The organism is Modestobacter roseus (assembly GCF_007994135.1).
In the GTDB taxonomy this organism is placed as follows: Bacteria; Actinomycetota; Actinomycetes; order Mycobacteriales; family Geodermatophilaceae; genus Modestobacter; species Modestobacter roseus.
The window spans coordinates 3,404,717-3,425,437 of the sequence record NZ_VLKF01000001.1 but is presented as its reverse complement, the minus strand read 5'-3'; the positions used below and the strand labels follow the sequence as shown (position 1 = coordinate 3,425,437).

General features: G+C 75.7%; 23 protein-coding genes, 1 pseudogene and 1 riboswitch. Of the genes and pseudogenes, 20 read left to right on the top strand and 4 right to left on the bottom strand.

Going from position 1 to position 20,721, the window contains the following annotated elements; genetic code table 11:
• Positions 1-25: 25 nt before the first annotated feature.
• The 3 genes from JD78_RS16405 to JD78_RS16395 all read right to left on the bottom strand — a co-directional run bounded on the left by JD78_RS16405 (position 26) and on the right by JD78_RS16395 (position 1,995).
• Positions 26-1,033 (bottom strand): iron-siderophore ABC transporter substrate-binding protein, encoded by a 1,008-nt coding sequence (locus JD78_RS16405; protein ID WP_153359672.1) that lies wholly within the window; start codon positions 1,031-1,033, stop codon positions 26-28.
• Between the two features lie 64 nt (positions 1,034-1,097).
• Entirely contained in the window at positions 1,098-1,331 is a 234-nt protein-coding gene (locus JD78_RS16400) for a hypothetical protein (protein ID WP_228395117.1), read from the bottom strand.
• 64 nt (positions 1,332-1,395) lie between these two features.
• Positions 1,396-1,995, bottom strand: coding sequence for a helix-turn-helix domain-containing protein (locus JD78_RS16395; protein WP_208104125.1), 600 nt, complete (start codon positions 1,993-1,995; stop codon positions 1,396-1,398).
• 125 nt (positions 1,996-2,120) lie between these two features.
• Positions 2,121-2,203, top strand: a riboswitch (ZMP/ZTP riboswitch).
• Positions 2,204-2,223: 20 nt separating this feature from the next.
• Here JD78_RS16395 and JD78_RS16390 point away from each other — a divergent pair.
• From JD78_RS16390 to JD78_RS16335, 12 genes are all read left to right on the top strand, one after another.
• The gene (locus tag JD78_RS16390) at positions 2,224-3,657 is read left to right on the top strand and encodes a glycine hydroxymethyltransferase (RefSeq protein ID WP_153359679.1); all 1,434 of its coding nucleotides are present in this window, start codon (positions 2,224-2,226) and stop codon (positions 3,655-3,657) included.
• Positions 3,658-4,406: 749 nt separating this feature from the next.
• Positions 4,407-5,192 (top strand): class I SAM-dependent methyltransferase, encoded by a 786-nt coding sequence (locus JD78_RS16385; RefSeq protein WP_166521236.1) that lies wholly within the window; start codon positions 4,407-4,409, stop codon positions 5,190-5,192.
• 124 nt (positions 5,193-5,316) lie between these two features.
• Complete coding sequence (locus JD78_RS16380; RefSeq protein WP_153359683.1) at positions 5,317-6,156, top strand: amidohydrolase family protein; 840 nt, start codon at positions 5,317-5,319, stop codon at positions 6,154-6,156.
• A 23-nt stretch (positions 6,157-6,179) separates the two neighbouring features.
• On the top strand, positions 6,180-6,737 hold the full coding sequence (locus JD78_RS16375; protein ID WP_208104124.1) for an MSMEG_0572/Sll0783 family nitrogen starvation response protein: 558 nt from the start codon (positions 6,180-6,182) through the stop codon (positions 6,735-6,737).
• Positions 6,737-7,810: an MSMEG_0568 family radical SAM protein gene (locus tag JD78_RS16370; protein ID WP_153359685.1), complete on the top strand. Its 1,074-nt coding sequence runs from the start codon at positions 6,737-6,739 to the stop codon at positions 7,808-7,810. Before JD78_RS16375 ends, JD78_RS16370 begins: the two co-directional genes overlap by 1 nt.
• Entirely contained in the window at positions 7,807-9,237 is a 1,431-nt protein-coding gene (locus JD78_RS16365; RefSeq protein ID WP_153359687.1) for an MSMEG_0567/sll0787 family protein, read from the top strand. The genes JD78_RS16370 and JD78_RS16365 overlap by 4 nt, the downstream gene beginning before the upstream one ends.
• Positions 9,234-10,076, top strand: coding sequence for a carbon-nitrogen hydrolase family protein (locus tag JD78_RS16360; protein ID WP_153359690.1), 843 nt, complete (start codon positions 9,234-9,236; stop codon positions 10,074-10,076). Before JD78_RS16365 ends, JD78_RS16360 begins: the two co-directional genes overlap by 4 nt.
• On the top strand, positions 10,073-11,365 hold the full coding sequence (locus tag JD78_RS16355; RefSeq protein ID WP_153359692.1) for an MSMEG_0569 family flavin-dependent oxidoreductase: 1,293 nt from the start codon (positions 10,073-10,075) through the stop codon (positions 11,363-11,365). Before JD78_RS16360 ends, JD78_RS16355 begins: the two co-directional genes overlap by 4 nt.
• Positions 11,366-11,444: 79 nt before the next feature.
• On the top strand, positions 11,445-12,260 hold the full coding sequence (locus tag JD78_RS16350; protein ID WP_153359694.1) for a carbon-nitrogen hydrolase family protein: 816 nt from the start codon (positions 11,445-11,447) through the stop codon (positions 12,258-12,260).
• Positions 12,257-13,330 (top strand): MSMEG_0565 family glycosyltransferase, encoded by a 1,074-nt coding sequence (locus tag JD78_RS16345; protein ID WP_153359696.1) that lies wholly within the window; start codon positions 12,257-12,259, stop codon positions 13,328-13,330. Before JD78_RS16350 ends, JD78_RS16345 begins: the two co-directional genes overlap by 4 nt.
• Positions 13,331-13,518: 188 nt before the next feature.
• Positions 13,519-13,824, top strand: a complete 306-nt coding sequence (locus JD78_RS16340) for a hypothetical protein (protein WP_153359698.1) — start codon at positions 13,519-13,521, stop codon at positions 13,822-13,824.
• Between the two features lie 280 nt (positions 13,825-14,104).
• A complete protein-coding gene (locus JD78_RS16335; RefSeq protein WP_153359700.1) occupies positions 14,105-15,106 on the top strand; it encodes a C40 family peptidase in 1,002 nt (333 codons plus the stop codon).
• A gap of 3 nt (positions 15,107-15,109) precedes the next feature.
• On the opposite strand, the gene JD78_RS16330 is transcribed toward JD78_RS16335, so the two are convergent.
• Positions 15,110-15,673, bottom strand: a complete 564-nt coding sequence (locus tag JD78_RS16330) for a YdeI/OmpD-associated family protein (RefSeq protein ID WP_153359702.1) — start codon at positions 15,671-15,673, stop codon at positions 15,110-15,112.
• Between the two features lie 137 nt (positions 15,674-15,810).
• Here JD78_RS16330 and JD78_RS16325 point away from each other — a divergent pair, with 137 nt between their 5' ends.
• The 8 genes and pseudogenes from JD78_RS16325 to JD78_RS16290 all read left to right on the top strand — a co-directional run bounded on the left by JD78_RS16325 (position 15,811) and on the right by JD78_RS16290 (position 20,716).
• Positions 15,811-16,563: a histidine phosphatase family protein gene (locus JD78_RS16325; RefSeq protein ID WP_153359704.1), complete on the top strand. Its 753-nt coding sequence runs from the start codon at positions 15,811-15,813 to the stop codon at positions 16,561-16,563.
• Positions 16,544-17,434, top strand: a complete 891-nt coding sequence (locus JD78_RS16320; RefSeq protein ID WP_153359706.1) for an NAD(P)H-hydrate dehydratase — start codon at positions 16,544-16,546, stop codon at positions 17,432-17,434. Before JD78_RS16325 ends, JD78_RS16320 begins: the two co-directional genes overlap by 20 nt.
• Positions 17,431-17,970, top strand: a complete 540-nt coding sequence (locus JD78_RS16315; protein ID WP_194290453.1) for a gamma carbonic anhydrase family protein — start codon at positions 17,431-17,433, stop codon at positions 17,968-17,970. Before JD78_RS16320 ends, JD78_RS16315 begins: the two co-directional genes overlap by 4 nt.
• Positions 17,971-17,975: 5 nt before the next feature.
• The gene (locus tag JD78_RS16310) at positions 17,976-18,458 is read left to right on the top strand and encodes a hypothetical protein (protein ID WP_153359708.1); all 483 of its coding nucleotides are present in this window, start codon (positions 17,976-17,978) and stop codon (positions 18,456-18,458) included.
• Positions 18,455-19,108 carry a SigE family RNA polymerase sigma factor gene (locus JD78_RS16305; protein ID WP_153359710.1) on the top strand — a complete coding sequence of 218 codons (654 nt, stop codon included), beginning with the start codon at positions 18,455-18,457 and terminating at the stop codon, positions 19,106-19,108. The genes JD78_RS16310 and JD78_RS16305 overlap by 4 nt, the downstream gene beginning before the upstream one ends.
• Before the next feature lie 49 nt (positions 19,109-19,157).
• Positions 19,158-19,415, top strand: coding sequence for a DUF167 domain-containing protein (locus JD78_RS16300; protein WP_153359712.1), 258 nt, complete (start codon positions 19,158-19,160; stop codon positions 19,413-19,415).
• Positions 19,375-20,606, top strand: a pseudogene (locus JD78_RS22765) (zinc-binding dehydrogenase). Before JD78_RS16300 ends, JD78_RS22765 begins: the two are co-directional and overlap by 41 nt.
• Entirely contained in the window at positions 20,561-20,716 is a 156-nt protein-coding gene (locus JD78_RS16290; protein WP_166521235.1) for a hypothetical protein, read from the top strand. Before JD78_RS22765 ends, JD78_RS16290 begins: the two are co-directional and overlap by 46 nt.
• Positions 20,717-20,721: the final 5 nt, after the last annotated feature.

Below are 20,721 nucleotides of genomic sequence, written 5' to 3'. Positions count from 1 at the left end.
AGTGCACAACGGTGGCGCGGTCTCGTCAGCTGGTGGCGGCGAGCGCGTCCCGGAGCAGCGGGGTGAGCTCCTCGACCGCATACGGGGCGGAGAGCACGGTGTTGTAGGTCATCGCCCCGCGCACGTCCAGGTCCGGCAGCACCAGGCCGCCGTCCTGCACGACCGGCAGCTGCTGCAGGACGGCGTCCTGCTCGACCACGGCCCGGCTGGCCTCGTCGGTGAGGACGACGAGCACGTCGCCGTCGGCGAGGTCGAGCCGCTCCTGGGACAGCTCCACGTAGAAGGTCTCCCCGTCGTCCTCGGCCAGGATCGGGGCCGGCACCTCGAAGCCGAGCTCGGTCATGAACTGGCCGCGGGCGTCGGCGGGGAGGTAGGCGCCGTAGACGCCGCTGAACGGCAGCAGCACGGTGGCGGTGGCGCCCTGGAACTGCGGGTTCTCGGCGACCGCGTCGGCGACGGCGGCGTCGGCCTCCGCGATGAGCTCCTCGGCCTCGTCCTCCTTGCCGAGGGCCCGGGCGATCATCCGGGTCGCGTCGTCCCGCGGGACGCCGTAGGCGCGGGTGCCCGCCGGGCGGACCAGCGTGGGGGCGATCTGCGACAGCTGCTCGTACACGGCCTCGTCGAAACCGGCCGAGACGCCGACGATCAGGTCGGGGTCGTAGGCGGCCACCTGCTCCACGTCGACCTCGCCCGTGGACGGGATGACCTCCAGCTCCTGCCCCTGCAGGTACTCCTCGGCCCACGGGCCGACGCCGGTCTCGCTGTAGAAGGTGTACGGCTGGACGGCGACCGGGACCGTGCCCAGCGCGAGCACCGGGTCGGAGTCGGTGACCCCGAGGACGACGACCCGCTCGGGCTCCTCCTCGATCGTCGTGCTGCCCCACAGGTGGTCGATCGTGACCGGGAAGGCCCCGGCGGCGGCGCCGTCCGCGGCAGCGTTCTCGGCGGCGGCGTCCTCACTGCCGCAGGCGGTCAGCGGGACGAGGGTGACGCCGACGGCGAGTGCGGCGAGCAGGGTGGTGCGGCGGGACACGGTGGCTCCTCGGTCGAGTGGTCAGGGGCAAGGTGAGCCTCACCTAACCATTCGACCGGAGGGCTCAGCGCGCGGGGCCGACCTCGTCGGGGTCGGGGGTGTGGAAGGGCGTCCGCTCGGGCTCCGCGGCCTCCCGCTGCTGCTCCCCGGCCTGCTGGTCGGCGGCGCCCTCGGCGGTGTCCGGCTGCTCGCCACCGATGCCGAAGCCCTCGGCGGTGTCCGGGGCGCCCGCGCCGGGGTCGGCGGCGGGGATCCCCTGGTCGCGGTTCGGCAGGTCCGGCTCGATCGGTGCGCTCATCGACATGCGCCCCCACTACCCGGCGACCCCGCCGGAACACCCGGGGTGCGGCGGCCCCGGCGGGTCAGTCCGCGTCGCGAGCCGGGCGGGCGCGGACGTGCATCCGCTCGCCCTGCGGGCCGAACAGGGCCAGCGCCTCGGCCGGCGCGCTGCCGGTGTTGCCGAACCAGTGCGGCGTGCGGGTGTCGAACTCGACCACCTCGCCGGGCCCCAGGTCGATGTCGTGCTCGCCGAGCAGCAGCTGCAGCCGGCCGGACAGCACGTAGAGCCACTCGTGGCCCTCGTGCGTCTTCTGCGATCGGTCCTCGGTCCGGGCGTGCGGCGGGAAGATCATCTTGTAGGCCTGCACGCCGCCCGGGCGGCGGGTGAGCGGCAGCATGGTCAGCCCGTGCCGGACGACGGGTCGCGGGTGCACCCGCGGGTCGCCGGTGGGCGGGGCGTCGACCAGCTCGTCGAGCGTCACCTGGTGCACCCGCGCCAGCGGCAGCAGCAGCTCCAGCGTGGGCCGGCGTCCGCCGGACTCGAGCCGGGACAGGGTGCTCACCGAGATGCCGGTGGCCGCCGACAGCTGGGTGAGGGTGACCTGGCGCTGCTGGCGCAGCGCCCGCAGCCGCGGCCCGACGGCGTCGAGCACCTCCTGGGGCAGCGCGGCGTCGTCCGTCACCGGTCCATTGCCGCTCCGGCAAACCGGTTTGTCAAGCACCCGGGTCCCCGTGGGTGACCGTCGCCACGTCGGCCGCCGGCGAGGAGCACCGCGCTGTCCCCCGGCCCGCGGGCTGGCTACCCTGGGAACCGGGCCGTGACTGGCGCAGACAGGTGGACGACCACCGGGGAGCGGCTCCGAAGCCGTGCCGCGCGCCTGGGCTCCCCGTCGTCCTCCCGGAGGAGAGCCATGACCAGCACCGTCACCCGTGAGACAGCCGCCTTCACCAGCGCCCTCGACGTCATCGCCCAGGTCGAGCCGCGGGTCGCCGCCGCCATCGGCCAGGAGCTCACCGACCAGCGCGAGAGCCTCAAGCTCATCGCCAGCGAGAACTACGCCTCCCCGGCGGTGCTGCTGGCCATGGGCAACTGGTTCAGCGACAAGTACGCCGAGGGCACCGCCGGGCGCCGGTTCTACGCCGCCTGCCAGAACGTCGACACCGTGGAGCGCCTGGCCGCCGAGCACGCCCGCGAGCTGTTCGGCGCCGACCACGCCTACGTGCAGCCGCACTCGGGCATCGACGCCAACCTGGTCGCCTTCTGGTCGATCCTCGCCCACCGGGTCGAGACCCCCGCGCTCGCCGAGGCCGGGGTGAAGAACGTCGACGCGATGACCCCGGAGGACTGGGAGCGGCTGCGCCGGTCGTTCGGCACGCAGCGGATGCTCGGCATGGCCCTGGACGCCGGCGGCCATCTCACCCACGGCTTCCGGCCGAACATCTCCGGCAAGATGTTCGAGCAGTCCAGCTACGGCACCGACCCGGAGACCGGGCTGATCGACTACGCCGCGCTGCGCGAGCGGGCCCGCGAGTTCCGCCCGCTGATCCTGGTCGCCGGCTACTCCGCCTACCCGCGCCGGGTCGACTTCGCGAAGATGCGCGAGATCGCCGACGAGGTCGGCGCGACCCTGCTGGTCGACATGGCCCACTTCGCCGGCCTGGTCGCCGGGAAGGTGCTCACCGGCGACTTCGACCCGGTGCCGCACGCCGACGTCGTCACCACCACCACGCACAAGTCCCTGCGCGGGCCGCGCGGCGGCATGGTGCTGTGCACCGAGGAGTACGCCCCCTCGGTCGACCGCGGCTGCCCGATGGTGCTCGGTGGCCCGCTGCCGCACGTCATGGCCGCGAAGGCGGTCGCGTTCGCCGAGGCCCGCCGGCCCGACTTCGCCGGCTACGCCCAGCAGATCGTCGACAACGCGCAGGCGCTGGCCGAGGGGCTGCAGAAGCGCGGCGTCCGGCTGGTCACCGGTGGCACCGACAACCACCTCGTCCTGATGGACGTGCGCAGCTCCGGGCTCACCGGCCGGCAGGCCGAGTCCGCGCTGCTGGACGCCGGCCTGGTCACCAACCGCAACGCCGTCCCGGCCGACCCGAACGGCCCCTGGTACACCACCGGCGTCCGGCTGGGCACCCCCGCGCTGACCACCCGCGGGTTCGGCGAGGCCGAGATGGCCGAGGTCGGTGACCTGATCGCCGACGTGCTGGACAACACCCAGGCCGAGGGCGACTCGAAGGTCAAGTACCGGCTCGACGAGGCCGTGGCCGGGCGCGTGCGCGCCCGGGCCGCCGAGATCGTCGGCGCCCACCCGCTCTACCCCGAGGTCGACCTCACCGGCCGCTGAGTTCGGCAGCAAGGTGTGGCAGATGTGCGTGAGTCCCGCTGTCGTTCACTAGTCACGCGGCGTGGACGGCGGCCCGCAGGAGGAGCAGTTCGCCAGGGGGCCACGGCCGCACAGCTCGGCCGTCCGCCGACGGCGGGCCCGAGCAATGTGCGGTCATGGCGGGTTCTGGACGCGGAAGCCGCCACGAACGCACACCACCGAGCCGTTGAACCGCCGAGAACCACGAGGAGGCTGCTTCCGGGCCTGGGTGGTCCATCGTCTCCGCTGCGCGTGCCGACCGCGGTCGGCCGCGCCCGGTTCTCTCGCGGGACGTAGCGGGACTTGCGCACAGAACAACACACCCTGCTGTCGACCTCACCGGCCGCTGAGCTGGCACGATCGGTCCGTGGCGACCTGTGAGGTGACGGTCACCTACACCGTCGAGATCGTGGACGAGCAGGCGTTGCTCCGGGCCGGCGCGGTCGCGTGGGACGCGGCGGCCGGCGGCTGGGCCGTCAGTGTCGACGACGACGGCGGTGTCGTCGACACTGACGGCGGAGGAGGTCGCAGCCGTGCGCCCCGGGCCGGAGGCCAGCATCTCGCTCGTGCTGGGGGGTCAGGCGTACCCGGATGTGCCCGGAGTCCGGTTCGGTGGGTCCTCCGTCGGCGTCCAGGCGGCCGACCCGCGGTAGGCGTGCCGGGCCGCCGGTCGCGCTGCGCCCTGCGCGAAACGCGCACGCGACCTGACGCCGATCGGGGACGGTCAGGGGGTGAGCCCCGCCTTCGCCGGTCCGACCGCCTCGCACTACCGGCGTCACCGCCGTGACGTCCCGGGTCCGCTGCTCGACCGGTTGGCGGCTCACGTCGGGCTCGCCGGCGACGCCGTCGTCCTGGATCTCGGAGCCGGCACCGGCCAGGTCGCCGTCCCCCTCACCGCCCGCGCCGGTGCGGTGCTGGCCGTCGAACCGGAACCGGACATGCTGGCTCAGCTGCGCCGGCGCGGCGAGGAGGAAGGCCTCCGGACACTGCTGTGCGTGCTGGCCGCTGATCGGGACGTGCCGACTCTGCTGGGCACCCTGGGCCGGTGCGACCTGCTCACGGTCGCCAACGCGCTGCACTGGATGGACGCACCCGCCCTCTTCGAAGCAGCGCACCGGGGTCTCGCCCCGAGCGGAGCGATCGCGGTCATCACGCACGGGATCCCGCTCTGGCTGGGCGGAGCCGCCTGGGCGAAGGCGGTCAACGCGTACCTGGCCGACTGGTTCGGCCGTCCCCTGACGGCGGGCTGTGGCAGTGACGAGGAGGCGCTGCGCGACCGGCAGGGTCAGCTGGAAGCTGCGGGGTTCGCCGACGTGGCGGTGCTCCGCCACCACTACCAGGCGGACGTCGACGCCGACCACGTGATCGGTCACCTCTACTCCGCGCTCGACGCCGACGTCCTCCCGACGGCTCACCGGCCCCGATTCGAGGACGGGCTCCGTGCGGTGCTCAACCCCTTCGTGGACGCGCCGATGCAGGAGGACGTGCCGGTCACCGCCCTCGTCGGGCGCCGGTAGGCGGCCCGACCGTGCGGGTCCGGCCACCGGGGCGTAACCGGGGACCCCGCCGGTGAGCGGTTCGTAACGACAACTCGTTCCGACCGTCACCACGGGGAAACCGCAGGCCGAGAGCGTTCTCGGCATGACGACGCGGGCCCCGGGACGGGTGCACGACGCGCACCGCCACCTCGGCGTGCTGCCCGCGCACCCCTTCTACGGCGGCCCGCCGGTCAACCCCGACACCACCGCCCGGGCCACGATCGACCAGCTGATCGCCGACCTGGACGCCGAGGGCACCGAGCGGGCGCTGGTCATCCCCAACTACGGCGTCCCCGACGTCAGCGCCTCCTTCGCGCTCAACGAGCTCGTGGTCGAAGCGGCCCAGCGCGACGAGCGGGTCCGCGCCGGGCTGTGGACCAGCCCCCGCCCGCAGGACGCCGCACACACCGACAAGGCCCTCGCGCTCGCCGGTGAGGACGGCGTCACCGCGCTGAAGCTCTCCTTCCTGCTCGGCGGCGGCGTCGACGACGAGGCCTGCCGCCCGCAGCTGGACGCGATCTTCGACGCGGCCCGGGCGCACGGCCTGGTCGTGCACGTGCACACCAGCCCCGGCGCGGCCAGCGACATCGACCAGGTCGGCCGGCTGGTCGACCGGTACGCCGACGACGTCGCCGTGCACCTGGTGCACCTGGGCGGCGGGATGAGCGGCCACATCAAGCTGATCGGCTCCCGGTTCTTCGACTGGGTCGCCGCCGGCAAGCGGGTCTACACCGACACCAGCTGGGCCATCGGCTTCGCGCCGCGCTGGCTGGCCGCCGAGATCGAACGCCACGGCATCGGCGCCGACCGGGTGCTGTTCGCCTCCGACCAGCCCTGGGGCGACTTCGCCGGCGAGCACGCCCGGCTGCTCGCCGCCGTCGCCGGCACCGAGCTCACCGACCTCGTCTTCCGCACGAACTTCCAGACCCTGCACGGCCGCTGAACCCCGACAGAAGGAGCACCGAGATGACCCAGACCCTGCCCGCGACCACCGGCACCCCGCTGATCAGCGACGCGGACCTCAAGGCCAAGCAGGCCGAGAGCCTCGGCGAGATCCCGCACCCCTCGCTGCCCCCGGGCAGCAACCTGTACGGCTCGACCAAGATCTTCCCCGACTACCAGGCCGGCGAGGGCGAGTCGTACTTCACCCTGGTGCACGGCATCGCGCACGAGTCCTCGGTCAGCTTCGTCGCCTGCCTGCAGGCGCTGCGCGCGCTGCGCAAGGGCTACGAGTCGGTCCTGTACTTCTACGGCCCGGCGGCGATGAACGCGATGGCCACCCGCGGCTTCCCGACCACCGGTGACTCCGCCTTCCCCGGCGAGCAGAACATCAACAGCCAGATCGAGAAGTTCATCGAGGAGGGCGGCACGGTCTACGTCTGCCGGTTCGGCCTCTCGCTGCACGGCCTGCGCGAGGAGGACCTCATCGCCGGCTGCATCCCCTGCCACCCGCTCGACGTGCAGGACGCGCTGATCCACTACGCGCGCAAGGGCGCGATCATCAACTCCACCTACAACCTCTGATGACGCTGACGCCGACGCGGGCGTCGACCCGGGTCGACGTCGCCATCCTCGGGGTCCGGGTCGACGCCCCGGTGCAGCGCCGCGCCGGGGCCGGGCCGAGCGACGACGGGCACGTGCTGCTCGGCGGGCACGGCGCGGCGCTGCCGCTGAACCCCGACTCGCCCTACTCGATCTCCGGCGGCCGGCTGCTGCTCGACGGCGCCGACCTCGGCCTCGAGGCCGAGGCGATCGAGCGGCCCCGGTTCTACGACCTGGCCACCGCCGACGGCGTGCCGTACGACAAGCTCGCCCGGCTGCACGGGCGGGACGTGCTGGCGACCACCGTCGTGCAGACCTGCATCCGGTACGCCGAGGCCGACCGCTGCCGGTTCTGCGCCATCGAGGCGTCGCTGGCCGCCGGCGCCACCACCGCGGTGAAGACCCCGGCGCAGCTGGCCGAGGTCGCCGAGGCCGCCGTCCGGCTCGACGGTGTGCGGCAGATGGTGCTGACCACCGGGACGACGAACGGGCGCGACCGCGGCGCCCGCCACCTGGCCCGCTGCGTGCGGGCGGTCACCGCCGCGGTGCCCGGGCTGCCGGTCCAGGTGCAGTGCGAGCCGCCGTCGCCGGCCGACCTCGGGGTGCTGCAGGAGCTGCACGACGCCGGGGCCACCGCGATCGGCATCCACGTCGAGTCGCTGGACGACGACGTCCGCCGGCGCTGGATGCCGGGCAAGGCGACCGTGCCGCTGGCCCAGTACGAGGCGGCGTGGGACGAGGCGGTGCGCGTCTTCGGTCGCAACCGGGTCTCGACCTACCTGCTGGTCGGGCTGGGGGAGGACCCGGACGAGCTGGTCACCGGGGCGCTGCGGCTGGCCGGGCGGGGCGTCTACCCCTTCGTCGTCCCCTACCGGCCGCTGGCCGGGACGCTCGCGATGGCCGACGGTGTCGGAGCCCCGGACCCCGCCGTCCTGCGGGACGTGACCGAGCGGGTCGCCGCGGGGCTGCGCCGGCTGGACATGCGCGGCGCCGACCAGGGCGCCGGTTGCGCGGCGTGCGGGGCGTGCAGCGCGCTGCAGGCGGCCGGCGGATGAGGGCCGTCGACCCGGACCGGCTCGCGCTGGACCGGAACGTGCTGCTCGTCGACTTCCGGACCCCGCCGACCGCCCCCGCCTGGCGGATCGAACCCGCGGACGCCGTTGGTCTCGCCGCCCACCACGAGCTCCGCCGCGCGGCGTTCGTCGACGACCAGGGCCTGTTCGCCGGCACCGACCGGGACGACGCCGACGACGACCCGCGCGGCGTGACCCTTGTTGCACGTGGAACAGGAGGGGCGGTGCTGGGCGGCGTGCGGCTGGGCCCCGCCGACCCGGCCGGCCCCGACGTCGGCTGGTGGACCGGCTCCCGGCTGGTCGTCGCGCCCGGGTCGCCGGCCGGCCTGGGGCCCGCGCTGGTCCGGGCCGCCTGCGCCCGCGCGGAGGCCGCCGGGGCGCTGCGGTTCGACGCGACCGTGCAGGACCGCTACGCCCGGATGTTCACCCGGCTGGGCTGGCACGTGACCGGGCCGGCGGAGGTCGGCGGGCGGGCGCACACGGCGGTGACCTGGCCGATCGGCCGGCTGGCCGCGCTGGCCGCCGCCACCAAGGCTCCGCTGGGCGGGCTGCTGACCGGGTTCCAGCTCGGTGGCGCCGGCTTCGTCGGCGACGACGGCGCCCCGGTGCCCGGTACCGACGTGATCGCCGCCTGCGACGCGATCCTGCCCGCGATGGTCGAGCGCGACCCGGAGTGGGCCGGCTGGTGCGGGGTGCTGGTCAACGTCAACGACCTCTCCGCGATGGGTGCTGCTCCGCTCGGCCTGCTCGACGCGGTCGGGGCGCGGGACGCCTCGTTCGCCGCCCGGGTGCTGTCCGGGCTGCGCGCGGCGGCGGACGCCTGGGGCGTGCCGGTGCTCGGCGGGCACACCCAGTTCGGCGTGCCGGCGGCGCTGTCGGTGACCGCGCTGGGGCGGACGGCGTGGCCGGTGCCCGCCGGCGGTGGCCGCCCGGGCCAGCAGGTGCGGCTCACCGCCGACCTCGGCGGCGGCTGGCGGCCCGGCCAGACCGGCCGGCAGTGGGACTCCACCAGTGCCCGCACCACCGCCGAGCTGCAGCGGATGGGCTCGGCCGTCGCCCGCACCGCCCCGGCGGCGGCGAAGGACGTGAGCATGGCCGGGCTGGTCGGCACCCTCGGCATGCTCGCCGAGGCCAGTGGCTGCGGCGCGGTGCTCGACGTCGCCGCCGTCCCCCGCCCCACCGTCGCCACCGTCGGCGACTGGTTCAGCTGCTTCCCCGGCACCGCGTTCCTCACCACCGACGTCCCCGGCCGCGCCGTCGCCGACGCGGGGCCGGCCACCACCGCCGTCTGCGGCGAGCTCGTCCCCGGCGCCGGCGTGCAGCTGCGCTGGCCCGACGGGTCGCTCACCCCCGCCGTCCCCGGGCCGGTCACCGGCCTGGGCGCCGCCACCCCCAGGGAGACCCCATGACCATCTCCGTCGCCGCCGTCGCGGCGCCCTTCGGGCGCGACCTGGAGGCGGGCTTCGCGCTGGTCGCCGAGCTCGTCGCGCAGGCCCGGGCGCGCGGCGTCCGGCTGCTCGCCCTGCCCGAGGCCGCGCTGGGCGGCTACCTGGCCGACCTCAGTGGCGACGGGACGCCCGACCTGCCACCGGCGCTGGACGTCGACGGCCCGGAGGTCGCCCGGCTGGCCGCGATCGCCGGGGACATGGTGGTCACCGCCGGGCTCTGCGAGTCCGACGGCGCGCAGCGGTACAACACCGCGGTCGCGGTGACCGGGGACGGCGTCCTCGGCGTGCACCGCAAGGTGCACCAGCCGCTGGGGGAGAACGCCTCGTACGCGGCCGGCGACGGCTTCCGCGCCTTCGACTCACCGATCGGCCGGATGGGCATGCTGATCTGCTACGACAAGGCCTTCCCCGAGTCCGCCCGCACCCTGGCGATGGACGGCGCCGAGGTGATCGCCTGCATGTCCGCCTGGCCGGCGGCGCGCACCATGAGCGACCCGGACCTGGCGCAGGACCGCTGGACCCGGCGCTTCGACCTGTTCGACGCCGCCCGCGCGCTGGAGAACCAGGTGGTCTGGCTGTCGGCGAACCAGGCCGGCACCTTCGGGTCGCTGCGGTTCGTCTGCAGCGCCAAGGTGGTCGGCCCCGGCGGCGAGGTGCTGGCCACCACCGGGGTCGCGCCCGGCACGGCGGTCGCCGAGGTCGACGTCCGCGGCCTGCTGGACGGCGCGCGCCGGTCGATGGCGCACCTGCGCGACCGCCGTCCGGACGCCTACGGGGTGCGCGCCGGGGCGATGGCATGACCGCCACCGAGGGCACCCCACCGCTCCCCGCGCACGTGCCGGTCGCCGTCGTCGGCGGCGGGCAGGCCGGGCTGTCGATCTCCTGGCACCTGGTGCAGCGCGGCATCGAGCACGTGGTGCTGGAGCGCGACACCGTCGGGCACGAGTGGGCCGACGCCCGCTGGGACAGCTTCTGCCTGGTCACCCCGAACTGGCAGTGCCAGCTGCCCGGCTGGCCCTACGCCGGCGACGACCCCGACGGCTTCATGCTGCGCGAGGAGATCGTGGAGTACGTGCGCGGCTACGCGGCCTCCTTCGGTCCGCCGGTGCACGAGGGGGTCGCCGTCACCCGGCTCGCGGCGGACCCGGCCGGCGGCTACCGGCTGACCACCAGCGCGGGGGAGCTGACCGCCGACCAGGTGGTGCTCGCCGTCGGCGGCTACCACCTGCCCGTCGTCCCGCCCTGGGCCGGCGCGCTGCCCGCCGGGGTGGTCCAGCTGCACTCCCAGCAGTACCGCAACCCCGAGCAGCTCCCTGACGGTGACGTGCTGGTCGTGGGATCGGGGCAGTCGGGCGCGCAGATCGCCGAGGACCTGCACCTGACCGGGCGGCGGGTGCACCTGGCCGTGGGCGGCGCCCCCCGGATCGCCCGGCGGTACCGCGGGCGCGACGTCGTCGCCTGGCTGCACGACATGGGCCACTACGAGATGCCGATCGAGCAGCACCGCGACGGCGAGGCGGCCCGGACCGGTACGAACCACTACGTCACCGGACGGGGCGGCGGGCGCGACATCGACCTGCGGCAGTTCGCCCTCGAGGGCATGCAGCTCTACGGGCCGCTGACCGGCGTCCGGGACGGCGTGCTGACCTTCGCCCCCGAGCTCGCCGCCAACCTCGACCACGCCGACCGGGTCAGCGAGAACTGCAAGGACCTCGTCGACGCGCACATCGAGCGCGCCGGTCTGGATGCCCCCACCGAGCCGCGGTACACGCCGGTGTGGACGCCGTCGGTCGAGCCCACGGCGCTCCCGGTGGACCGGGTCGCCGCCGTCGTCTGGGCGATCGGGTTCCGCGCCGACTGGAGCTGGGTGCACGTGCCGGTCTTCGACGGCGCCGGCCGGCCGGCGCACGCCCGCGGGGTCACCGCCGCGCCGGGGCTCTACCTGCTGGGGCTGCCCTGGCTGCACACCTGGGGGTCGGGCCGGTTCTCCGGGGTCGCCCGGGACGCGGAGTTCCTCGCCGACCGGATCACCGAGCTCACCGGCGCGCGGGGTGGGCTGGCCGCGGCGTCCGCGGCCCCCATGGCGTGAGGCGCGCCGTCCCCCCAGGTTTCGGCGCCGAAACCCGGCCGGGTTTCGGCGCCGAAAGCTGGCGCGGCGGGGGGCCCGCGTGAGGGTCGCGGCGGTCGCGGCGCACTTCGGGCGGGACGTCGCCGCGTGCCTGACCCGGGTCGAGGCGATCGTCGCCGACGCCCGCAGCCGCGGAGTCGACCTGCTGGTCTTCCCCGACGCCACCCTGGGCGGGTACCTCGGCGACCTGGGGCGCGCGGGCGACACCGGGCTGCCGCCCGCGCTGGACGGCGACGCCCCGGAGCTGGCGCGGATCGCCGCCGCCGCGGGGGAGACGGTGGTCTGCGTGGGCTACCGGGAGGCCGCGGACGGCCGGTTCTTCAACAGCGCCGTCTGCCTGGGCGGGGACGGCGTGCTCGGCCGGCACCGCAAGGTGCACCAGCCGGTGGGGGAGCTGCCCGCCTACGCCGCAGGCGACCGGTTCGCCGCCTTCGACACCCCGCTGGGCCGGATCGGCATGCTCATCGACTACGACAAGACCTTCCCCGAGTCCGCCCGCACCCTGGCCGCCGACGGCGCACAGCTGGTCGCCTGCCTCTCGGCGTGGCCGGCCAGCCTCACCAACCGGGCGCCGCGGCTGGTGCAGGACCGGCAGTCGCGGTTGTTCGACCTCTACGACTGCGCCCGCGCCGCGGAGAACCAGGTGGTCTGGGTGTCGGCGAACCAGACCGGCGCGATGGGCCGGCTCCGCTTCCTGGGTCAGTCCAAGGTGGTGGGCCCGGGTGGCGACGTGCTGGCCCGCACCTGGGCGAAGGCCGGGCTGGCGCTGGCCGAGCTGGACGTCGCCGCGGAGGTGAGCCGGGCCCGGCTGGTCCTGGACCACCTGCGTGAGCGCCGTCCCGGGGCGTACGCGTGAGGATCTCCCTGCTCACCTACTCGACCCGGCCCCGCGGCGGGGTCGTGCACACCCTCGCGCTGGCCGAGGCGCTGGCCCGCGCCGGGCAGCAGGTGACCGTCTGGTCGCTGGGCCGCGGCGGCGACGCGGCGTTCTTCCGCCCGGTCGCCCCGGCGGTCCGGCTGCGGCTGGTGCCCTTCCCCGACGTGCCCGGTGAGGACGTCGGCGCGCGGATCCTGCGCTCGATCGAGGTGCTCGGTGCGGCGTTCACCGCCGGGGACGCCGACGTCGTGCACGCCCAGGACTGCATCAGCGCCAACGCCGTCGGTGACTGCGTGCGCACGGTGCACCACCTGGACACCTTCACCACCCCGGAGCTGGCCGCCTGCCACGAGCGGGCGGTCGTCGCGCCCCGGGCGCTGGTCTGCGTCTCGGCCGCGGTCGCCGCCGAGGTGGCCACCGGCTGGGGGCGGGTCGCGACCGTGATCCCCAACGGGGTGGACGCCGGCCGGTTCGCGGCGGCGGCCGGTCCGGCGGGGGCGGCCGGACGGCGGGCCTGGCGGGAGCGGCTCGGACGGTACGTGCTCGCGGTCGGCGGGATCGAGCCCCGCAAGGGGACGCTGGACCTGGTGGAGGCGTTCGCGCTGGTCCAGCGGCAGCGGCCGGAGCTCTCGCTCGTGGTCGCCGGGGGCGAGACGCTGTTCGACTACCGCGACTACCGGACGCGGGTGTTCGACCGGGCGGCGCAGCTCGGGGTGGCACCCGTCGTCCTCGGGCCGGTCGACCACGACGCGCTGCCCACCCTGGTCGCCGCGGCCGAGGCCTTCGCCTTCCCCTCCACCAAGGAGGGCTTCGGGCTGGCCGCGATGGAGGCGCTCGCCGCCGGCGTCCCGGTGGTCACCCGGGACCTCCCGGTGCTGCGCGAGGTGTTCGACGGCGCGGCGGCCTTCGCCGACGACCCGGCGGGGCTGGCCGCCGGGCTGCTGGCCGGCGGCTCCCCGGCGCAGCGGGCCGCCGGGCGGGCGCTGGCCGCCGGGCACAGCTGGGACGCCGCAGCGCGGGCGCACCTGGACCTCTACCGGTCGCTGTGACCAGCCGGCGCCCCGCACACCGGAACGCGTGGGGTGAGCGCGCCCCGTGGGACTGGTGCGCACGGTCCACGGGCGAATCGGCCTGTCATTCCCCGGAGTAACTGACTCGAAACAAGATGCCGACTACTTTTTCTCCTGACGCCGACGACGACCCCCTGCTCCGGCAGGACGGCGAGGGGAGCCAAGCCATGACGTACCGACAGAAGCCCTCGATCTTCCAGCTGGGCAAGGTCCACGAGAACGGCCCGTCCGTGATCGTCTCCGGGTGGGGTCTGGGCATGTGCGCCGCCTCCTGCCGCTGTCACCGGAACCCGGCCGACGGGCAGCTCGCCCTCGCCGAGGACCAGGCCGGCGGCAGCCTGGGTCTGCGCAGCTTCACCGACTCCGGCACCTGCGACTGCTGCGAGGCGTGGACCTCCGCCGAGCTCGCCGCGATCCTGCGCGACGTCGCCGTCGTCGAGGCCCTGGAGTGCCAGGAGCCGCTCGCCGGCTGAGCACTGCTCGGCCCTGCTCGACTCGAGGCCGTCCGCCGGGGGGAACCGGCGGGCGGCCTCGTCGCATGTCCGGGGTGGGACGGCGCGCTCTACCGTCACCGCCGCGCCCGCGTGGGACGGGAGTGACGAGCGGGGTCGGTGGGACCAACTCGACGAGCGGACCGGTCGTCCCCCGGCGCGCCGAGGGCGACGCGCCGTCGAAGTCTCCTTACGTTCCGTGCTCGACGCGCATGGACCACGTCGCCCCTTCCCCGGGCCGCCACGCGCAGACGGAGGCACGGTGACCCGATCGACCACCCGCCGGTGGACCCGGGGCGCAGCGCTGGCGCTGGGTGCCGGTGCGGCGCTCACGCTCGTCCCCGCGACGGCCTCCGCGGCCCCGACCACCGCCGACGAGGCCCGCCAGGCGGTCACCGAGACCGGCCGGAAGCTCAGCGCGCTGGACGAGGAGGTGCACCAGGCCACCGCCACCGCCGAGCAGGAGCGGGCCGCCGCCGAGGCGGCCTCAGCGGCCGCCGCCCAGGCGCAGGTGCAGCTGGACGCGCTGGAGCCCCAGCTGCGCTCCATCGCCCAGTCCGGGTTCGTGGGCACCACGCGCGGCCGGCTGGCGGCCTTCCTGACCAGCGGGTCGGCCGACGACCTGGTGCAGCAGATGAACACCCTCGACCAGCTGGCCTCGCACGCCGACGCCGTCGTCGGCGAGGCCGCCGCCGCGCGGGCAGCCGCGGACCAGGCGCAGGCCGATGCGACCGCCGCGGCGGCCGCCGCCGAGCAGGCCGCCGCCGACCTGCAGCGTCGGGCCGACGAGCTCGAGGACGAGATGGACCGCTACGAGGCGGACTTCGCCCGGCTCTCCGCCGCCGACCGGGTGCGCGTGCAGACCGCGATCGCCGGCCCCGACGTCGTCGCCGCGCCGGCCCCCGCGCCCACCGCGGCCGCCGGCGAGGCGGTGCAGACCGCGCTGGCCCAGGTCGGGGACATGTACCTGCCCGGCGGGAGCGGGCCGGACCGCTTCGACTGCTCCGGTCTGACCCAGTACGCCTACGCCGCGGCGGGCATCTCGCTGCCGCACTCCAGCCGCGCGCAGGCCCAGCTGGGCGTGCCGGTGTCGCGCAGCGAGCTGCAGCCCGGGGACCTGGTCTTCTTCTACTCCCCGATCAGCCACGTGGGCATGTACATCGGCAACGGCCAGATGGTGCACGCCAGCGTGACCGGCAAGCCCGTCGCCGTCACCAGCGTGGACCAGGGCGGCTACGTCGGTGCCCGCCGCGTCACCGGCTGACGGTCACCCGCCGGCCAACTGCTGGACGGCGGCGGCGATCCGCCGCGCGCGGGTCTGCGGGGTCCTCGCCGCGTGCACCCCGTAGAGGACGGCGTACCGGTCCTGCGACCGCAGCGCCTCGAACGCCGCGGCGGCACCGGGGATCTCCGCCAGGGCCGCGGCGAGGTCCGCCGGCACGGTGATCGTGGCCGGGCCGGCGTAGGCGCGGTCCCACCGCCCGTCGGCCCGGGCCGCCTCGACCTGCACGAGCCCGGCCGGGCGCATCCGCCCCGCGGCGACCAGCCGGGCGACCGTCGCCACGTTCTTCTGCGACCACACGCTGCGGGGACGCCGCGGGGTGTAGCGAACGGTGAACCACGTGTCGTCGACCCGGTTGCTGCGGCCGTCGATCCAGCCGTGGCACAGCGCGACCTCGACCGCCTCCGGTGCGGTGATCGACGGGATGCCGGATGACTTCCGTGCCAGCTTCACGAACAACCCGGGCGCCCGGTCGTGCTCGGCGGTCAGCCAGGTGTCGAAGTCCGCGGCCGTGGCGAAGGGCAGCACCGGGAAGTCCTCGTCGGCCACCCGGTCATCGTCCGCAGTCCGGCCGTCGGCGTCCAGGGGGCTGGACGTGCAGGGGTCGCGGTTTGGTCGCCGAGGTGGTCGGCTAACGGCTGACTGGACGGCGCTCAGCAGGGGCGCCGCAGGACGACGGGACGGCGATGCCACAGACACCCGGGCCCTCCGCGCTCTGGCTGGTCCGCCACGGGGAGAGCGTGGGCAACCTGGCCGACGCGCAGGCGCACGAGACGGGGTCCGGGCGGCTGGAGCTCGACGTCCGCGACCCCGACGTCCGGCTGTCGGGCACCGGGGAGCAGCAGGCCGACGCGCTGGGCGCCTGGCTGGCCGGCCTGCCGGCCGATGAGCGGCCGACGGCCGTGCTGAGCTCGCCGTTCGCCCGGGCGCTCGGTACCGCGGAGCGGGCGGTCGCAGCGGCTGGGCTGCAGCTGCCGATTCGGCACGACGAGCGGCTGCGGGAACGCGACTTCGGGGTCTTCGACGGCATGACCCGCTCGGGCATCCGCGCCGAGCACCCGGAGGAGGCCGAGCGCCGCGAGCTGCTGGGCAAGTTCTACTACCGGCCGCCAGGCGGGGAGAGCTGGGCCGACGTCGCGCTGCGCATCCGCAGCCTGCTGGCCACCGAGGCGCTGCGCCACGACGGCGAGCGGCTGCTCTGCGTCGCCCACCAAGCGGTGATCATGGTGTTCCGGTACGTGCTCGAGGAGCTCACCGAGCAGCAGCTGCTGGAGATCGACCGCACCGACCAGGTCGCCAACACCTCGGTCACCCGTTACCGGCGCGACGACGACGGCGACCTGCGGCTGGTCGAGTTCAACGGCGTGCACCACCTGACCGACGACGGTCGGGCCGACACACCCGTCACCGAGGAGACCGATGTCCCCAGCCCGGCCTGAGCCCACCCTGGTCACCCCGCAGGTGCTGCGGGACTGGCGGCTGCCGGAGCCGACCGGGGGCAAGGAGTCCCGCGGCTCCATCCTCGTCGTCGGCGGCAGCACCGAGACGGTGGGCGCGGTGCTGCTGGCCGCCGAGGCGGCGCTGCGCTCCGGCGCCGGCAAGCTGCAGGTCGTCGTCCCCTCGAAGGTCGCCCCGCACGTGTCGATCTCGCTGCCGGAAGCGCTGGTGCGGGGTGTGCCGCACACCGAGGCGGGCGCGATCCGGGCGTCGGCGGCGGAGCTGGTGCTGGAACTCGCGCAGGGCGCGTCGGCGGTGCTGATCGGCCCGGGGATGGCCGACGAGGCGGAGACCCGCGGCCTGGTCGAGCAGCTGCTGCCCGACCTCGAGGGCCCGGTCGCGCTGGACGCCCTCGGCCTGGCCGCGGTCACCGCTGCACCCGCGTGCCTGCACCACCTCGGCGGGCAGGTGGTGCTGACGCCGAACCCGACCGAGCTGGCCATCGCGTTGCACGTGGCACACGACGAGGTCGCCGACGACCCGGTCGGCTCCGCCCGGCGGCTCGCCGAGTCGGCCCAGGCGGTGGTCGGGCTCGGCGGCGGCACGAGCTGGGTCGTCGCGCCGGACGGCCGGGCCTGGGAGGACGAGAACGGCGGCGCGGGGCTGGGGGTCTCCGGGTCCGGCGACGTGCGGGCCGGGATCGTGGCCGGGCTGCTCGCCCGGGGCGCCGAGCCGGCGCAGGCCGCGGTGTGGGCCTCGCACCTGCACGGCCGGGCCGGGGAGCGGCTGGCCGCGCAGATCGGCCGCCTGGGCTTCCTGGCCCGGGAGCTGCCCCGGGAGGTACCGCGGGTGCTCGCGGAGGTGGACCTGTGACGGTCGGGGACGGCGCGTTCGTCGGCGAGCTGGCCTACGGCTCGCCGACCATCGACGAGGAGGCGTTCGTGGCGCCGACGGCGGTCGTCGTCGGCCGGGTGACGCTGGGGCCGCGGGCCAGCATCTGGTACGGCGCGGTCGCCCGGGCCGACGCCGAGGTGATCGAGATCGGCGCCGACTCCAACGTGCAGGACGGCTCGACGCTGCACAGTGACCCCGGCTTCCCGCTGGTGCTGGGCGAGCGGGTCACCGTCGGCCACGGCGTGGTGCTGCACGGCTGCCGGGTCGACGACGAGGTGCTCGTCGGGATGGGCAGCACCGTGCTGAACGGCGCGCACATCGGGACCGGGTCGATCATCGCGGCCGGGGCCGTGGTCACCCAGGGCACCGTGGTGCCGCCGAACTCGCTGGTCGCCGGGGTGCCGGCGAAGGTGCGACGACAGACGACCGACGACGACGTCGCGGCGATCCGGGCGAACGCGGTCAGCTACACCGACCGGCTGGACGCCCACCGCGCCGTCCGCCGCGTGGAGTAGCGCCGGTGTCCGAGGCCGAGCTCCGGGACCAGGTCGAGTGGCCGGTCACCGACCCACCGCTGCGGGCGCGGGCCGGCCGGGCGCTGGGTGGGTTGTTCCACCTGGCCTCGACGGTGGCCACGTTCGGCGCGGACGCCGCGATCGGCGCCCAGCGACCCAGCTGGGCGGCGCCGCACGACCCCGACGCGTACCTGGGGCTCGGCGCGGTGCGGCTGCGCTGGCCGCAGGACGCCCCGGCCGAACAGGTGCAGGCGAGCCGGCGTGGGGTCTGGGCGACCGGCGCGGGGCGGCCGCCGCGTCCGGTGCCGGTCGGCGAGCTGCGGGTGGTCACCGCCGTCCCGGACGGGTCGGAGCCGGCCCGCTGGGCCGAGGCCGGCTGGACGCTGACCCTGACCGACGGGGCGACCAACGGCCAGCTGTCCGGTGCGTGGCTGGCGCTGGCCTGGATCGGACACCTGGCCGGCTGGCCGGACCCGTCGTCGACGTGACCGACGCCGAGCTCGCCGTCCTCCTCGCCGACCGCGGCCCCGCTCTCCTCCGGATCGCGCACCTGCTCACCGGCGACGACGTGCAGGCCCGGGAGCTGGTCGTCGAGGCGCTGACCGGCGTCGCCGGCCGGGACGCCCGCACCGACGACCGGACCCTCCGCCGTGCTCTGGTGGCCGCGCACGCCGCCTGGCACCGGCGCACCCGGGTGGGGGAGACGGTGTCCGCCGTCCCCGCGCTGAACGGCCTGGCCCGAGGGTCCGCTGCAGTCACACCCCGCACCCCGGTCGGCCAGGCGCTGGCGCAGCTGCCGGCCCGGTCCCGCGCCGTGCTCGTGCTGCGGCACGGGGAACACCTGAGCGACGCGGACGTCGCCGACGCCGTCGGCGGGGACGCCGCCGCGGTGGCCGAGGAGGACCGCGCTGCCCTCGCCCGCCTCGGCGCACGGCTGGGCGGTGCGGACGACGACGTGGCCGGGCAGCTCGACCGGCACCTGGCCGCGCTCGCCGCGGTGACCGGGCCGCCGGACCCCGACCTGGCGGCGACCGTGCGGGACGCCCGGCGGTCCCAGCGGCTGCACCGGGCCGGGCTGGTCGCGCTGCTGTCCTTCCTGCTGGCGGTCGCCGTCCTCGTCGCCCTCACCGTGAGCTGATCACCGGTCGATCGGGCCGGCTGACCGACTGACCGGGCAGGATCAGCGGGTGCGCATCACCATCCGGGTCCGGCCCGGGGCCGGTCGGACGGCGGTCGGTGGGGAGCACGACGGTGCCCTCCTCGTGCGGGTGTCCGCCCGGGCCGTCGACGGCAAGGCCACCGAGGCGGCGCTGGCCGCCGTCGCCGGCGCCTTCGGCGTGCGCCGGTCGGCCGTCACGCTGGTCACCGGGGCGACGTCCCGCACCAAGGTGGTGGAGGTCGACGGTGGCACCGACGCGTTGCTGGGCGACCTGCTCGGCCGCTGAGCCCGCGGCGGGGCAGGCTGTCGGCGTGCGCGCGCTGGTGTTCGAGTCCTTCGGTGGTCCGCTCGAGGTCCGGGAGGTGCCCGACCCGCGGCCGGCGCCCGCCGGGGTGGTGGTGCGGGTCGAGGCCAGCGGCATCTGCCGCAGCGACTGGCACGCCTGGTCCGGGCACGACCCCGACGTCGTCCTCCCGCACGTCCCCGGGCACGAGCTGGCCGGCACGGTCGCCGCCGCCGGCCCCGAGGTGCGCCGCTGGGCGGTCGGCGACCGGGTGACCGTGCCCTTCGTCTGCGCCTGCGGCCGGTGCGCGCCCTGCCGGGAGGGCAACGGGCAGGTCTGCCTGAACCAGACCCAGCCGGGGTTCACGCACTGGGGGTCGTTGGCTGAGTCCGTCGCCCTGGACGCCGCCGACGTCAACCTCGTCGCCCTGCCCGAGGGGCTGCCGGCCACCACCGCGGCCAGTCTGGGCTGCCGATTCGCCACCGCCTTCCGGGCGCTCACCGGGGTGGGCCGGGTGCGTCCCGGGGAGTGGGTCGCGGTGCACGGCTGCGGCGGGGTGGGGCTGTCGGCCGTGCAGGTCGCGGTCGCCGCCGGCGCCCGGGTGGTCGCGGTCGACGTGGCCCCCGGCGCGCTCGACCACGCCCGCCGGATGGGCGCCGAGCACGTGGTCGACGGGGCCGCTCCCGACGTGCCCGCCGCCGTCGCCGCGCTGACCGGTGGGGCGCCCACCTCTCGCTGGACGCGCTCGGCTCGGTGGGCACGTGCACCAACTCGATCCGCAGCCTGCGCCCGCGCGGACGGCACGTGCAGGTCGGGCTGCTGCCGCCGGCGACGGGCCGGCCGGAGATCCCGATGGAGTTGGTCATCGCCCGCGAGCTGGCCGTGCTCGGCAGCCACGGCATGGCGGCCGGCGACTACCCGGCGATGCTCTCGCTCATCTCCGCCGGCCGGCTCCGCCCGACCTGCTGGTCACCCGCGAGCTCGGCCTCGACGACGCCGGTGCCGCGCTGGCCGCGGTCGGCCGCGCGCCGGGGATCGCCGTCGTCCGCCCGTGCGGGACATGACGTTCTGGTGACCTCCCCGCTCAGCCGCCTGCCGGGGCACGACGATGGGTACCCGGGCACCGACATCGAGCTGAGGAGGGCACCGTGCTGGCGCTCATCGCACTGCTGCTGGTCGCCTGGCTGGTGGTGACCGTGATCGGGGCCCTCGTCGAGGGCCTGTTCTGGCTCTTCGTCGTGGGCGTCGTGCTGTTCCTGGGAACCGCGGCGTGGGGGCTCACCCAGAGCAGCTCCCGGGACTGACCCCG